The sequence below is a fragment of the Rhizobium sp. ERR 942 genome (genome assembly GCF_007828395.1).
In the GTDB taxonomy this organism is placed as follows: Bacteria; Pseudomonadota; Alphaproteobacteria; order Rhizobiales; family Rhizobiaceae; genus Rhizobium; species Rhizobium dioscoreae.
Genome location: NZ_VIUA01000005.1, coordinates 61,308 through 74,558, shown reverse-complemented (window position 1 = coordinate 74,558; position 13,251 = coordinate 61,308). Strand labels below are relative to the sequence as shown.

14 protein-coding genes are annotated in these 13,251 nt (G+C 57.1%); 5 read left to right on the top strand and 9 right to left on the bottom strand.

The window, feature by feature from the left end:
* Positions 1-17 precede the first annotated feature (17 nt).
* The 7 genes from FBZ97_RS20470 to hemE form a co-directional block, all read right to left on the bottom strand.
* Positions 18-815, bottom strand: coding sequence for a ParA family protein (locus tag FBZ97_RS20470; RefSeq protein WP_075853352.1), 798 nt, complete (start codon positions 813-815; stop codon positions 18-20).
* Between the two features lie 21 nt (positions 816-836).
* The gene (gene rsmG, locus FBZ97_RS20465; protein WP_145321729.1) at positions 837-1,454 is read right to left on the bottom strand and encodes a 16S rRNA (guanine(527)-N(7))-methyltransferase RsmG; all 618 of its coding nucleotides are present in this window, start codon (positions 1,452-1,454) and stop codon (positions 837-839) included.
* Between the two features lie 29 nt (positions 1,455-1,483).
* Positions 1,484-3,364, bottom strand: a complete 1,881-nt coding sequence (gene mnmG, locus FBZ97_RS20460) for a tRNA uridine-5-carboxymethylaminomethyl(34) synthesis enzyme MnmG (RefSeq protein ID WP_145322085.1) — start codon at positions 3,362-3,364, stop codon at positions 1,484-1,486.
* A gap of 107 nt (positions 3,365-3,471) precedes the next feature.
* Positions 3,472-4,791, bottom strand: a complete 1,320-nt coding sequence (mnmE, locus tag FBZ97_RS20455) for a tRNA uridine-5-carboxymethylaminomethyl(34) synthesis GTPase MnmE (RefSeq protein WP_186449522.1) — start codon at positions 4,789-4,791, stop codon at positions 3,472-3,474.
* A 148-nt stretch (positions 4,792-4,939) separates the two neighbouring features.
* Positions 4,940-6,205 (bottom strand): transcription termination factor Rho, encoded by a 1,266-nt coding sequence (rho, locus tag FBZ97_RS20450; RefSeq protein ID WP_004127423.1) that lies wholly within the window; start codon positions 6,203-6,205, stop codon positions 4,940-4,942.
* Positions 6,206-6,403: 198 nt separating this feature from the next.
* Entirely contained in the window at positions 6,404-6,949 is a 546-nt protein-coding gene (gene hemJ, locus FBZ97_RS20445; RefSeq protein ID WP_173004663.1) for a protoporphyrinogen oxidase HemJ, read from the bottom strand.
* Positions 6,949-7,983, bottom strand: a complete 1,035-nt coding sequence (hemE, locus tag FBZ97_RS20440) for a uroporphyrinogen decarboxylase (RefSeq protein ID WP_145321727.1) — start codon at positions 7,981-7,983, stop codon at positions 6,949-6,951. Before hemE ends, hemJ begins: the two co-directional genes overlap by 1 nt.
* 401 nt (positions 7,984-8,384) lie before the next feature.
* Here hemE and FBZ97_RS20435 point away from each other — a divergent pair, with 401 nt between their 5' ends.
* Genes FBZ97_RS20435 through dnaQ form a run of 5 tightly spaced genes read left to right on the top strand, consistent with a single transcriptional unit; the run spans position 8,385 to position 12,019 of the window.
* Positions 8,385-9,206 carry a pyruvate, water dikinase regulatory protein gene (locus tag FBZ97_RS20435; RefSeq protein ID WP_113352854.1) on the top strand — a complete coding sequence of 274 codons (822 nt, stop codon included), beginning with the start codon at positions 8,385-8,387 and terminating at the stop codon, positions 9,204-9,206.
* Between the two features lie 33 nt (positions 9,207-9,239).
* On the top strand, positions 9,240-9,839 hold the full coding sequence (locus FBZ97_RS20430) for a Maf-like protein (RefSeq protein WP_145321725.1): 600 nt from the start codon (positions 9,240-9,242) through the stop codon (positions 9,837-9,839).
* Positions 9,832-10,689 carry a shikimate dehydrogenase gene (locus tag FBZ97_RS20425; protein ID WP_145321722.1) on the top strand — a complete coding sequence of 286 codons (858 nt, stop codon included), beginning with the start codon at positions 9,832-9,834 and terminating at the stop codon, positions 10,687-10,689. The genes FBZ97_RS20430 and FBZ97_RS20425 overlap by 8 nt, the downstream gene beginning before the upstream one ends.
* 1 nt (position 10,690) lies before the next feature.
* Positions 10,691-11,287 carry a dephospho-CoA kinase gene (gene coaE, locus FBZ97_RS20420; protein ID WP_145321720.1) on the top strand — a complete coding sequence of 199 codons (597 nt, stop codon included), beginning with the start codon at positions 10,691-10,693 and terminating at the stop codon, positions 11,285-11,287.
* Between the two features lie 15 nt (positions 11,288-11,302).
* Positions 11,303-12,019 (top strand): DNA polymerase III subunit epsilon, encoded by a 717-nt coding sequence (dnaQ, locus tag FBZ97_RS20415; RefSeq protein ID WP_145321718.1) that lies wholly within the window; start codon positions 11,303-11,305, stop codon positions 12,017-12,019.
* Between the two features lie 81 nt (positions 12,020-12,100).
* Here the strand turns inward: dnaQ and secB are convergent, their stop codons facing one another.
* Together secB and FBZ97_RS20405 are read right to left on the bottom strand one after the other, a co-directional pair.
* Entirely contained in the window at positions 12,101-12,583 is a 483-nt protein-coding gene (secB, locus tag FBZ97_RS20410; RefSeq protein ID WP_069613913.1) for a protein-export chaperone SecB, read from the bottom strand.
* 95 nt (positions 12,584-12,678) lie between these two features.
* The gene (locus FBZ97_RS20405) at positions 12,679-13,197 is read right to left on the bottom strand and encodes an FxsA family protein (protein WP_113333428.1); all 519 of its coding nucleotides are present in this window, start codon (positions 13,195-13,197) and stop codon (positions 12,679-12,681) included.
* Positions 13,198-13,251 lie beyond the last annotated feature (54 nt).

Below are 13,251 nucleotides of genomic sequence, written 5' to 3'. Positions count from 1 at the left end.
ACAAATGCTACGTCATATCAGGCGGCAGCTTTTCGCTGCCGCTCTCTTTGGATTACTTCCGAAGCGAGCTGCAGATAGGCCTGGCTGCCCGCGCACTTCAGGTCGTAAAGAATGGCGGGCTTGCCGTAGGACGGCGCCTCGGACACGCGAACGTTGCGTGGAATCAACGTATGGTAGACCTTCTCGCCAAGATGAGTCCGTACATCGGTGACAACCTGCTGCGCTAGATTGTTGCGGGAATCGAACATGGTCAAGACGATTCCCTGGATATCGAGGGACGGGTTGACCGTGCGCCTTACCTGATCGACCGTCTCCAGCAGCTGGCTAAGGCCTTCCAGGGCGAAAAATTCGCACTGTAAAGGCACCAAAACAGAATGCGCCGCGGCCATTGCATTCATCGTCAGAAGGTTAAAGGAAGGCGGGCAGTCCACCAGAATATAGGAAAAGGCGAGGGCATCCGACGCATTCAGCGCGCGCCGCAGCTTGAAAACGCGGTCCGGTTGCTGCGCGATCTCCATCTCAACACCAAGCAGATCCATGGTCGATGGCACGATGAAGAGATTCGGAACGGCCGTCTCCTGAACCGTATCCATGATCCCGTGGCTACCCACCAATAGATCGTAGGAAGACAGCTTGCGGTCACGCCGCTCTATGCCCAACCCCGTGCTGGCATTGCCTTGGGGATCGAGATCGACAATCAGGACGCGCTCACCAATGGCGGCAAGAGCTGTCGCCAGATTGATCGCGGTCGTGGTCTTGCCGACGCCGCCCTTTTGATTTGCGATGGTAATAATCCGGTTTCGCTCGCCGATCATCTGCCGCACATCCAATTATGGTTAAATCAGGCGTCGAAGGCGACTAAGCTCCAGAATGACGGAATCTCGCTCAACGACACTCTGATGTTTTACCAGATCGAATTGCCAACGACCACGGGCTTTCTGCAGCTCGCGTTCGTAATCCCGGCCTTTGTGCAGGAAGAGGCGCAGATTTTCGTTGCGCTCGAGCCAGGGGGCTGCGTAGTCCAGCAAGATTTCAAGCTCCGCAAGAGCCCGCGCTGAGATAACGTCGCAGGCCTGGATCGCTGCCGGTGCCTCTTCGATGCGAATGGCATGAACAGCGCCCTGGGCCGCGCATTCCCGCAGGCAGACACGCAGAAAAGCAGCTTTTTTCTGATTGCTTTCAACCAGATCGACGTGCCCCGCACCTTTTTCCGCCAACAGGATTGCCGTTATCACACCGGGAAATCCACCACCACTCCCCAAATCTACCCAATGATCCGTTGTCGGATGCAGCTGGAAAATCTGCGCACTATCCGCGATGTGACGGCGCCAGAGATCGTCAATCGTGGATGGCGCAACAAGATTGATGGTCTTCGCCCATTTCTGGAAAAGCTGCGCAAAATGCTGCAGCCGTTCCTGTGTTTCACGTGAAACACGTACACCGTTCAGTTCCATGCTATGGACTCTCTAACCTTGTAGTATTGTCAGGAAACGAGCTTCTGTTCTTCCGACACGCTCATTTTCCTCAGATAAGCCAATAACAAAGAAATAGCCGCCGGCGTCATACCGTCGATTCGCGAGGCCTGGGAGATATTCTTCGGCCGGGCTGCTTCCAGCTTCTGTTTCAGCTCATTGGACAATCCTGAAAGAACCGAAAAATCAAATTCCGCCGGAATGACGCGCTCTTCTTCCCTGCGGGCCTGAACGATATCGGCTGTCTGGCGATCCATATAAACGGCATAAGCCGCCTCGATCTCGATGGCCTCGGCTATGTTCCCCTCGATGGACTGCAATTCCGGCCATAGCCGCGACAGGTTCTCTACGGATTGACCAGGATGAGAAAGAAGCTCATAGGCCGAACGCCGCTGACCGTCCTTGTTAAGATGCATACCTGCCTTTTCGGCTTCGTTCGGTGTTACCGTCAGGCTTCTCAGCTGCTCACGCGCCTGTTCAAGCCTCTTTACATATTGCCCGAAACGCGCTGCACGGCTGAAACCGACGCAGCCCAAGGCCAGTCCGACGGGCGTAAGACGGACGTCAGCATTGTCAGCGCGGAGCGACAACCGATATTCCGCACGGGACGTGAACATACGATACGGCTCCGCCACACCCCGAGAGGTCAAATCGTCGATCATCACACCGATATAGGATTCCGTTCGGCTGAACTCGATGGCTTTGCCACCGCTGGCGAGACGCGCGGCATTCAGCCCGGCGACGAGACCTTGAGCTCCAGCTTCCTCATAGCCCGTCGTGCCGTTGATCTGGCCCGCTAGGAAAAGTCCCGGAATCTTTTCCACTTCAAGGGACAGCTTCAATTCGCGCGGATCGACGTGGTCATACTCGATGGCATAGGCGTGCTGGAGAATACGGACTCGTTCCAGACCCGGAATGGTCTTGATAAATTCATCCTGAACATCCTCGGGCAGGGAGGTCGATATGCCGTTTGGATAGACCGTGCTATCATCCAATCCCTCCGGCTCAAGGAAGATTTGATGACCGTCGCGTTCGCCGAATTTGACGATCTTGTCTTCGATCGAGGGGCAATAGCGTGGTCCGACGCCTTCAATCTGACCAGAATACATTGCTGAACGCTTCAGGTTTTCAGCAATGATCCTGTGGGTTTCGGACGTGGTTCGGGTTACCCCGCATTCGATCTGAGGATTCACGATGGAATCGGTCATGAAAGAGAAGGGTGTTGGATCTTCGTCCGCCCCCTGACGTCCGACGGCATTCCAATCGATGGTCGTTCCGTCAAGGCGAGCAGGCGTTCCAGTTTTCAATCGCCCCAGAGCAAGGCCGTGTCGCAGCAATGTGGCAGAAAGCCCAAGCGACGGCTCTTCGCCAACACGGCCCGCCGGGATCTTCTTGTCGCCGATATGAATGAGACCGCGGAGAAAAGTGCCTGTGGTCAGAACAACAGCTCCGCAGCGAATGGCTCGCCCGTCCTTCAGGATCACCGCGGACACCCTGCCGTGCTCGAAGGTAAGATCGAAAGCATCGCCCTCGATAACATCAAGATTATCAATTGCGCCGATTTCCGCCTGCATGGCTAGACGATAGAGCTTGCGGTCCGCCTGAGTGCGCGGACCGCGTACGGCGGGACCCTTCTTGCGGTTGAGCATACGGAACTGGATGCCGGCAGCATCCGCAACACGACCCATTAAACCGTCGAGAGCGTCAATTTCCCGGACCAGGTGGCCTTTGCCGAGACCGCCAATGGCGGGATTGCAGGACATCACACCGATCGTGTCGCGCTTATGTGTTATCAATGCCGTGCGCGCACCGAGGCGTGCGGCCGCAGCTGCAGCCTCGCTGCCCGCATGGCCGCCACCCACAACGATCACATCATACGCTTTATCGAACATCATCAGGTCCTCGGTCGTGCCGCTTGTTTGGCACACCAATTTCAGGAGTCAAGAAGGTTTCACGTGAAACGTCCAGCGAGAGTATATGACTCTCTGTTTCACGTGAATCATTTTCCTATGCAGAATTCTGAGAAGATCACGTCCAGCAAATCTTCCACATCGACGCGGCCGGTGATGCGTCCAAGGCTTGTGGCCGCCCGTCTTAGGTATTCGGCTCTGATATCCAGGCCGCGATCTTCCGAACCCAGCGCAGCCTCAATTGCATCAAGGCTCTCTGCAAGTAGGGTGCGATGACGCAGTCGACTCGGCAAAGCGAGCGATAGCGCCCCAGAACGGGCCTGCAGATCCTGCCGCAGAAGGTTATGCAATTCCGCCAGGCCTGAGCCGGTGGTCGAGGAGATCAGCAAATCATATTGATTGGTTTTCTCGGCGTGAATATCGGCTTTCGTACCGACAGTCAGGACCTTGCCGGCAAAACCCGGAAAACTCCGCTGTGCCTCACCGCCAATCTCGGCCAGAGACAGAACAAGGTCTGCATCCGCAACCGTCCGCAGTGCCCGACGAATGCCCTCACGCTCCACCACCTCATCCGTATCCCGCAACCCAGCCGTATCATAAAGCTTAACGGCATACCCTGCTATATTCAGATCGACATGTAATACGTCACGGGTCGTGCCGGCGATATCGGTGACGATCGCCACCTCGCGCTTTGCCAAGGCATTCATGAGACTGGATTTGCCAGCATTTGGCGCGCCTGCAATGACCACCTTTAAGCCATCCCGGATGATCTCGCCGAGATCGGCGCCTGCGAGATGGTCGGAAATTTCAAGACGCAGCCGCTTCATCTCGGCCCATACCATATCGGAGACCGAACCAGGCACATCGTCTTCATCGGCGAAATCGAGTTCCGCCTCGATCAGGGCGCGTGCCCGCGTCAGCCTGTCGGCCCAACCGTTATAGAGATCCGACAGCCCGCCGGCCGCATGCTCCAGCGCAAGCCGGCGCTGCATCTCCGTTTCCGCGCCAATGAGATCGGCAAGGCCTTCCACCTCTACCAGATCCATCTTTCCATTCTCGAGTGCGCGCCGCGAAAACTCGCCATGTTCCGCCATTCGGCAATGCTCGAAGGTCGAGAGCTCTTCCAGAAGCGCGTTCACCACAGCTTTACCGCCGTGGACATGAATCTCAACGCAATCTTCGCCCGTAAAAGAGGCTGGACCAGGAAAAATCAGGACAAGGCCGCGGTCTATCACCAGACCGTTACGAGTCCGAATCGTTCTCAGCGCGGCCTGCCTCGGCTGCGGCAGCGTACCGGCAAGGGATTCGGCAACACGGAGCGCCTGACTTCCGCTGATACGGATCACAGCAACGCCGGCCGGTAGACCGCCGCTGGACAAAGCATAGATCGTCTCATTCATCGTCAACATAAGATTGATCCGCATCCGAATCGATTGTCGAGCGACCCTTGAACCCGACTTCCGATCCCACAAAACAAAATCGGGCTGCAATTCGCAGCCCGATCATAACAGCATGGAAGCACCGCTGAAGCGGCAATATAACGAATCCGGCTAAGGATTACGTATTCATCGAATCGAAGAAATCCGGGTTGTTCTTTGTCTGCTTGAGCTTGTCGATCAGGAACTCGATCGCGTCGGTCGTGCCCATCGGCGCGAGGATACGGCGAAGAACGAAGATCTTCTGCAGATCCTGGCGCGGCACCAGCAGGTCTTCCTTACGCGTACCGGACTTGAGGATATCCATCGCGGGGAAGATGCGCTTATCGGCAACCTTGCGGTCAAGCACGATTTCCGAGTTACCGGTGCCCTTGAATTCTTCGAAGATCACTTCGTCCATACGGCTGCCGGTATCGATCAGGGCCGTCGCAATGATGGTCAGCGAGCCGCCTTCTTCGATGTTACGCGCAGCACCGAAGAAGCGCTTCGGGCGCTGCAGGGCATTGGCGTCGACACCGCCGGTCAGAACCTTACCGGAAGAGGGGACCACGGTGTTATAGGCGCGGCCAAGGCGGGTGATCGAATCGAGCAGGATGACGACGTCACGGCCATGCTCGACCAGGCGCTTGGCCTTCTCGATGACCATTTCGGCAACCTGGACGTGGCGCACGGCCGGCTCGTCGAAGGTCGACGAGATGACTTCGCCGCGCACGGAGCGCTGCATATCAGTCACTTCTTCCGGACGCTCGTCAATCAGGAGAACGATCAGGTAGCAGTCCGGATGATTGGCGGTAATGGAATGGGCGATATTCTGCAGCAGGACGGTTTTACCCGTACGCGGCGGTGCGACGATCAGGCCGCGCTGGCCCTTGCCGAGCGGCGCCACGAGATCGATCACGCGGGGCGAAAGATCCTTCGAAGTGGGAACGTCGAGTTCCATACGGAAACGCTCGTTCGGATAGAGCGGCGTCAGATTGTCAAAGTGAACCTTGTGACGGATCTTTTCGGGATCATCAAAATTGATGGTGTTGACTTTCAGCAGCGCGAAATAGCGCTCGCCTTCCTTCGGTCCGCGGATCGGTCCCTCGACCGTATCGCCCGTCTTCAAGGAGAAGCGGCGGATCTGGGAGGGGGAAATATAGATGTCGTCCGGACCGGGAAGATAGTTTGCGTTAGCGGAACGCAAGAAACCGAAGCCATCCTGCAGAACCTCGACGACGCCCTCGCCGATGATTTCTACGTCCTGGCTCGCCAGTACCTTCAGGATCGCAAACATCAATTCCTGTTTGCGCATCGTGCTGGCGTTTTCCACCTCGAGCGATTCGGCAAAGGCCAGAAGATCGGTCGGGGATTTATTTTTCAGTTCCTGAAGCTTCATTTCAGCCATGAAGGGAATTACTCATTTTTTAGGAGGGGAAAGGCAATGTTGTTCGTATTCAGAACCGCGATAGGGGCGCTCGCGGGCGACAGAATGGATACATGCCACGAAGAGAAGATGGCGGGAAAATAGCGACTCACTTTCTGAACCGCAAGGGGGGCACGCAAAATGAAAGAAATTTTACGTCACGCCTAATACAGCCCCACCTCATGCAAATGGCTTGACGACCACAAGAATGACGATTGCGATCATCAACAGCGTCGGCGCCTCGTTCATCATTCGCCAATAACGCGCCGAGCGCTTGTTTTCATCCCTGGCGAAGGCGCGCACTGCAGCGCTGAAATGGCCGTGAACGGCCGATAGAAGCACAACAAGTCCGATCTTGGCGTGCAGCCAGCCGCCCTGGAAATCATAGACAGACCAGGCAAGATAAAGCCCGAATATCCAGGTCAGGATCATCGCCGGGTTGATGATATAGCGCAGCAGACGCTGCTCCATCACCTTGAAGGTCTCGGATTGCTGCGATCCCGGCGCGGCATCGGTGTGATAGACAAATAGCCGAGGCAGATAGAACATGCCGGCCATCCATGAGATGACGGCGATGATGTGCAAGGCCTTGATCCAGAGATAGAGATCGGCCGGATGCCAGGCGAACAGACCGATCGCCAGCACCGCAAAGATCAGGATCATGAAATAGGCCCGCCGTCCGGCCTTCTGGCCCGGCGCGGAATCCGTCTGCTTTTCCACCGTCATCAGCTCCTCCATCCCCGCACGCGTTCGACCAGCGCCGCCACATTGGCCGGATCGGCCTGGGGCGTGATCCCATGCCCGAGATTGAAAATCAGCGGGCCATTTCCGAGTTGCTGCAGGATATCGTCGATACCGTCGTCCAAAACCTTGCCGCCGGCAACCACGCGCATCGGATCGAGATTGCCCTGCACCGGCCCGTCCTTCTGCAGTTCCCGAGCAAAGGCCAAAGGCACCGACCAGTCGAGGCCGATCGCATCGGCACCCGTCTTCTGCCGATAGGTTTTCAAGAGATAGCCCGCACCCTTGGCGAAGGCGATCACCCGAGCCTGTGGCCGCCGCGCCTTGATCGATGCGATCATCTTCGCAACCGGTTTAACGGCAAAAGCCTCGAATTCTTTCTCACCAAGCACACCGGCCCAGGAATCGAAGATCTGCACGGCATCCGCACCGGCATCGATTTGCGCCACGAGATAATCGGCTGATATGTCGGCAAGCAGCATCAGCAGATGTTCGAAGGCCTTAGGATAGCGATAGGCAAATAGCCGCGCAGGGGCCTGATCCGGCGTGCCGTGTCCGGCGATCATATAGGTCGCAACGGTCCAAGGAGCGCCGCAGAAGCCGAGAAGCGTGGTTTCCTGAGGCAAGTCCTGCCGCAGCCGGCGCACCGTCTCCATGACAGGCTCCAGATACGCCGTGATGCCCTCCGGTTTCAAAGCCATGATGCCCGTCTCGTCGATCGGGTCCATTTCCGGCCCATGTCCTTCGGTGAAACGCACATTCCGCTTCAGCGCATCGGGGATGACGAGAATATCGGAAAAGAGAATGGCCGCATCAAAGCCATAACGGCGGATCGGCTGCAGCGTCACCTCGACGGCGTGATCCGGCGAATAACAGAGATCGAGAAAGCTTCCCGCCTTCGCACGCGTTTCACGATATTCAGGTAGATAACGGCCTGCCTGTCTCATCAGCCAGAGCGGGGGAGGGGTGAGCGTTTCTCCGCTCAAGACCCGCATGATCTTCCGGCGTTCATCAGTCACAGACGTCGTCCTATATAAAACCAAACATATATTGAAAGGTTTCTATTTCTTAGAGTCGGTGAGTAGCAAGGATTAAAGTTCATCCCTTGCCTGTCCAATTTGTCGCGCCTCGCGCATAAATTTGGAGAGATTTCGAGATCGCAAGCCAATATGTGGATAAGAGAGGTGATTTTTCAATCTTTTGAGGAGGTTGAGGAGAAATTCGGCTTTTCGTCTTCTGGGGACAAGTCGGGGATGAGCGAGGTGTTGTCGATCTTATCCACATTGCCCACAGCCGCCGTGAAAGCCTCCTCTCGAAAATTCCAAATGTGGAAAACTCGGCCGTTTTCCACTTGCCCAAGATGACCCCCTTCTCGTACCTCTCTTTTCTCCCGAGATATCAACAGGCGATGGAAAGTAGCGTGGAAAACCGAACTAGCTTCTTTCATCTGCATCTGATTTCTGACTCAACGGGCGAGACTCTCATCTCCGCCGGCCGCGCGGCCTCTGTGCAATTCCATGCTAGCCAGCCGATTGAGCACGTCTATCCGCTGATCAGAAATCGCAAGCAGCTTCTGCCTGTATTGGAAGCGATCGATCACAGCCCCGGCATTGTCCTCTATACGATCGTCGATCGCGAACTTGCCGATTTCATCGCCGAGCGCTGCAGGGAGATGGGCGTACCATCCGTCAATGTTCTCGAGCCGGTCATGAACGTCTTCCAGACCTATCTCGGCACGGCCTCGCGTCGGCGCGTCGGCGCGCAGCATGTGATGAATGCGGATTATTTCGCCCGCATCGAAGCGTTGAACTTCACCATGGATCATGACGACGGCCAGATGCCCGATGACTATGATGATGCCGATGTCGTCATCATTGGTATCAGCCGCACCTCGAAAACGCCGACGAGCATCTATCTTGCGAATCGCGGCATCAAGACGGCCAATATTCCGATCGTCCACGGCGTGCCATTACCGGAAAGTCTGATCAAGGCGACAAAGCCGTTGATCGTCGGATTGGTGGCGACGACGGACCGGATCTCGCAGGTTCGCGAAAATCGCATCCTCGGTACGACTCCTGGCTTCGACCGCGGCGACTACACCGATCGGGCCGCCATCTCCGAAGAGCTGAAATATGCCCGCTCGCTCTGCGCCAGACATAACTGGCCGATCATCGATGTCACGCGTCGTTCGATCGAAGAGACTGCTGCCGCGATTGTTGCCCTGCGACCCAAGCTGCGCTAAGCGCTGCACATGATTATCTCGGAGGCAGCCGTCATGACCTCGCCCCTTATCCTCGCATCGTCCAGTCCGTTCCGCCGGATGCTGATGGAAAATGCTGGGCTGCATTTTCAGGCTATTGCTGCCGATATCGACGAGCGCGCGATCGAAGCACCCCTGGAAATGGGTGGTGCCAGCCCGGATGCTGTCGCGCTCGTGCTGGCAAAGGCGAAGGCAAAAGAGGTGAGCGATCGCTTCCCCGGATCGCTCGTGATCGGTTCGGATCAGACCATGTCGCTGGGTGCGCGGGTCTTTCACAAGCCGAAGTCGATGGCGGAGGCGGAAAATCATCTGCGGACGCTATCGGGTAAAACCCATCGGCTGAACAGCGCCATCGCTTTGGCGCGCAACGGCGACATCATCTGGGAACATGTATCCCACGCCGATCTGACCATGCGTGAGCTGCCGGCCGATTTCATCCATCGACATCTGAGCCGCGTCGGGGAAAAGGCATTGTCGAGCGTCGGCGCCTATCAGCTTGAGGGCGAGGGCATCCAGCTTTTCTCGAAAGTCGACGGCGATTATTTCACCATCGTCGGTTTGCCGATGCTGCCGCTTCTGGAAAAACTGCGAGAGTTGGGGACGATCGATGGATGATTCACGTGAAACACAAAGCGTAAACGCTTTCGTAACGGGTTATCCGGTTCGGCATTCGCGCTCGCCCTTGATCCACGGTTACTGGTTGAAGCAGCTCGGGCTTGCCGGTAGCTACCGGGCATACGAAGTTCCCGTAGAGGCTTTCGAAGCCTTCGTCTCATCCTTGAAGGACGGTTCCAGCGGCTTCGTCGGCGGCAACGTCACCATCCCCCATAAGGAAGCAGCCTTCAAGCACGCCGATAGGCCCGACGAAATTTCGGAAGAATTGGGCGCGTCCAACACCCTGTGGCTTGAAAATGGCAAGTTGCATGCAACGAATACCGATGGCCGCGGCTTCACAGCGAACCTCGACGAGCGTCATCCCGGTTGGGATCGCAGTGATCGTGCAGTCATCCTCGGAGCAGGAGGTGCCAGCCGCGCTGTCATCCAGGCGGTGCGCGACCGCGGCTTCAAGGAAATCCATGTGGTCAACCGCACGGTTCAGCGAGCGCAGGAACTGGCGGATCGGTTTGGCGCGAGGGTCCATGCGCATCCGATGGCCGCACTCGGCGAGGTCATGCAGGGTGCCGGCCTCTTTATCAATACGACCTCGCTCGGCATGGATGGCGAAGTGGCACCCCGGATCGATTTCTCTCCTCTTGTGGAAGGCGCCGTCGTCACCGACATTGTCTATGTACCGCTGAAGACACCGATTCTCGCCCAGGCTGAGGAACAGGGCTTCGCCATTGTCGATGGCCTGGGAATGCTTCTGCATCAGGCAGTGCCAGGCTTCGAAAAATGGTTCGGAAAGCGTCCAGTGGTGGATGAAACTTTGAGGGCATTGATCATCGCCGACATGGAAAAGCACTAACATGATCAGGATCGGACTCACCGGATCGATCGGTATGGGAAAATCGACCTCGGCAAAACTCTTCGCCGAAGCCGGAATACCGGTAAACGATTCCGATGCGATCGTGCATGATCTGTATAGTGGTGAAGCGGTCCCTCTGGTCGAGGCCGCCTTTCCGGGTACGACCAGCGACGGCAAGGTCGACCGACAAGCGCTCAGTCGAAAACTGGCAGGAGATCCCTCGGGTTTCAAGCGTCTCGAGGCCATCGTTCATCCGCTGGTGCGCGATCGCGAGCGCCAGTTCCTGGAACGTCAAAGCCAGGCGGGTGCCGATATGATCGTGCTGGATATCCCGCTGCTGTTCGAAACTGGTGCCGATAAGAGGGTGGATAAGATCGCCGTTGTCAGCTGCGATCCACAGATTCAGCGGGAGAGGGTGCTTGCCCGGCCCGGCATGACGGAGGAAAAATTCAATATGATTCTCTCCCGGCAAACGCCTGATGCGGAAAAGCGCGCGCGCGCCGATTACGTCATCGATACGGGCGGAAGCATTGATGACGCCCGCCATCAGGTGCAAGAGATCATCGCGGATATCAGGCGGAAGCTGATCAAGAAATAGGGAATCGGAACCTGCATGCGCGAAATTATTTTCGATACGGAAACCACCGGCCTCGACAACAGGGCAGACCGCATCATCGAAATCGGCGGCATCGAGCTCTTCAATCATTTTCCGACCGGAAAGACGCTGCACATCTATATCAATCCCGGCGATCGCAAAGTGCATCCCGATGCTCTGGCGGTGCATGGCATCACCGATGAGTTCCTGGCGGACAAGCCGCCCTTCGAAACCGTCGTGGATCAGATCCTCGAATTTTTCGGCGATGCCAAGTGGATCGCACACAACGCGACCTTCGACATGGGTTTCGTCAACGCGGAATTTGCACGTCTGGGCCGGCCGCCGATCCTCCCCGACATGGTGATCGATACCCTCGCCATGGCGCGACGCAAGCATCCGATGGGTCCGAATTCGCTCGATGCTCTTTGCCGTCGTTATGGCATCGACAACTCGCACCGCACGAAACACGGCGCGTTGCTCGACTCAGAACTGCTGGCTGAAGTCTATATCGAGATGATCGGTGGTCGGCAGACGGCCCTTGGACTTGGCAGCGCCACCGGTTCGTCGACGCGCTCACGCCAGAACGATGCCGTGGAGGAAGTTGTCGTCGACATCTTCGCGCGACCCGCTCCACTACCGAGTCGGCTGACCGAGGAGGAACTCGCGGCTCATGCGGCGTTGGTCGCCAAGCTCGGCACGAAAGGAATTTGGTCGAAATACAGCGCTTCCGAGTAAAAGCACTTTTCAAAACATCAAAAGAAAATGCCCGGACGTGGATCCGGGCATTTTGGTTTCTGGAAAAGGAAAAATTCAGGCTCAGTTCGGAACGGCCGAAACCTGGGCGCGGGCCTGTTCTTCGGCCATGCGCTGCGTGAACATCTGCGCAAAATCGATCGGGTCGATCATCAGCGGCGGGAAGCCGCCATTGCGCGTGACGTCGGCGATGATCTGACGTGCGAAGGGGAACAGCAGGCGCGGGCATTCGATGAAGAGCAGCGGCAGCATGTGTTCCTGCGGGAAGCCGGTCACGCGGAAGACGCCGCCATAAACCAGCTCAGTGTGGAAGAGAACGCGCTCGCCATCCTTGGCTTCGGCACTCAGCGTCAGGACCACGTCGAAATCGGAATCCGACAGCGGGTTGGCGTTGACGTTCACATTGATATTGATGTCGGGAGCATTTTCCCGGGCCTGGAGCGAGCGCGGAGCACCCGGATTTTCGAAGGAAAGATCCTTGGTGTACTGAGCAAGGATGCTGAGGCTCGGGCTGGCTGCGCCGTTGCCGTTGGTCTCGTTGGCCATGGGGGTGTCCTCTCACGTCTCGATGGGTGTCGCCATCTAGCATTTAGAAAAGGGGCTTACAACCCTTATGGCTCCGGCGCTCCGGAGGCCGTTGTCTAGTCTTCCAGCCGCTTTTGATCCGACCAGGGCGAGTTGCGGTTCGGCTCCCGATGGAAATCGCCTTCGTCGAGATCGACGACGTTTCCGGGTTTGTTCGGCCGGCCTTGCGGTCCGGCGCCCGGGCTTTGCCCGCGGCGGAACGCCCGCGAATTGCCGACGACGACGATGCGCTTGCGCAAAACCTGCCAGGCGAGATCACGTACGGCCGGGATGAAAAGCAGCAAGCCGATGATATCGGAGATGAAGCCGGGCAGCATCAGGAAGAAGGCGGCAACGACGATCATGGCGCCATGCACCATCTCGCGGCCGGGATCGCCGCCGTTGCGGCTTTCGGCCGAGATGCGCTGAAGAATACCGATGCCCTGTATCCTCAAAAGAGCGGCACCGAGTAATACGCTGAGGATGACGAGCCCCAGTGTCGCCCAGACGCCGATCATCTTTCCGACGACGATAAATCCGGCGATTTCAGCCAGAGGCATCAGAAAAACGACGATAGGAAGAAGTGATAGGCGCATGTTACGGTGGTCCTGAGAGCGGGTTTCTTCGCGTAAGCGTTGGTTTCTCGCATA

Coding starts and splice junctions, on each gene's coding strand:
- FBZ97_RS20470 (WP_075853352.1), bottom strand. CDS start 815: ATGATCGGCGAGCGAAACCGGATTATTACCATCGCAAATCAAAAGGGC.
- rsmG (WP_145321729.1), bottom strand. CDS start 1,454: ATGGAACTGAACGGTGTACGTGTTTCACGTGAAACACAGGAACGGCTG.
- mnmG (WP_145322085.1), bottom strand. CDS start 3,364: ATGTTCGATAAAGCGTATGATGTGATCGTTGTGGGTGGCGGCCATGCG.
- mnmE (WP_186449522.1), bottom strand. CDS start 4,791: ATGTTGACGATGAATGAGACGATCTATGCTTTGTCCAGCGGCGGTCTA.
- rho (WP_004127423.1), bottom strand. CDS start 6,205: ATGGCTGAAATGAAGCTTCAGGAACTGAAAAATAAATCCCCGACCGAT.
- hemJ (WP_173004663.1), bottom strand. CDS start 6,949: ATGACGGTGGAAAAGCAGACGGATTCCGCGCCGGGCCAGAAGGCCGGA.
- FBZ97_RS20430 (WP_145321725.1), top strand. CDS start 9,240: ATGACCTCGCCCCTTATCCTCGCATCGTCCAGTCCGTTCCGCCGGATG.
- FBZ97_RS20425 (WP_145321722.1), top strand. CDS start 9,832: ATGGATGATTCACGTGAAACACAAAGCGTAAACGCTTTCGTAACGGGT.
- coaE (WP_145321720.1), top strand. CDS start 10,691: ATGATCAGGATCGGACTCACCGGATCGATCGGTATGGGAAAATCGACC.
- dnaQ (WP_145321718.1), top strand. CDS start 11,303: ATGCGCGAAATTATTTTCGATACGGAAACCACCGGCCTCGACAACAGG.
- secB (WP_069613913.1), bottom strand. CDS start 12,583: ATGGCCAACGAGACCAACGGCAACGGCGCAGCCAGCCCGAGCCTCAGC.
- FBZ97_RS20405 (WP_113333428.1), bottom strand. CDS start 13,197: ATGCGCCTATCACTTCTTCCTATCGTCGTTTTTCTGATGCCTCTGGCT.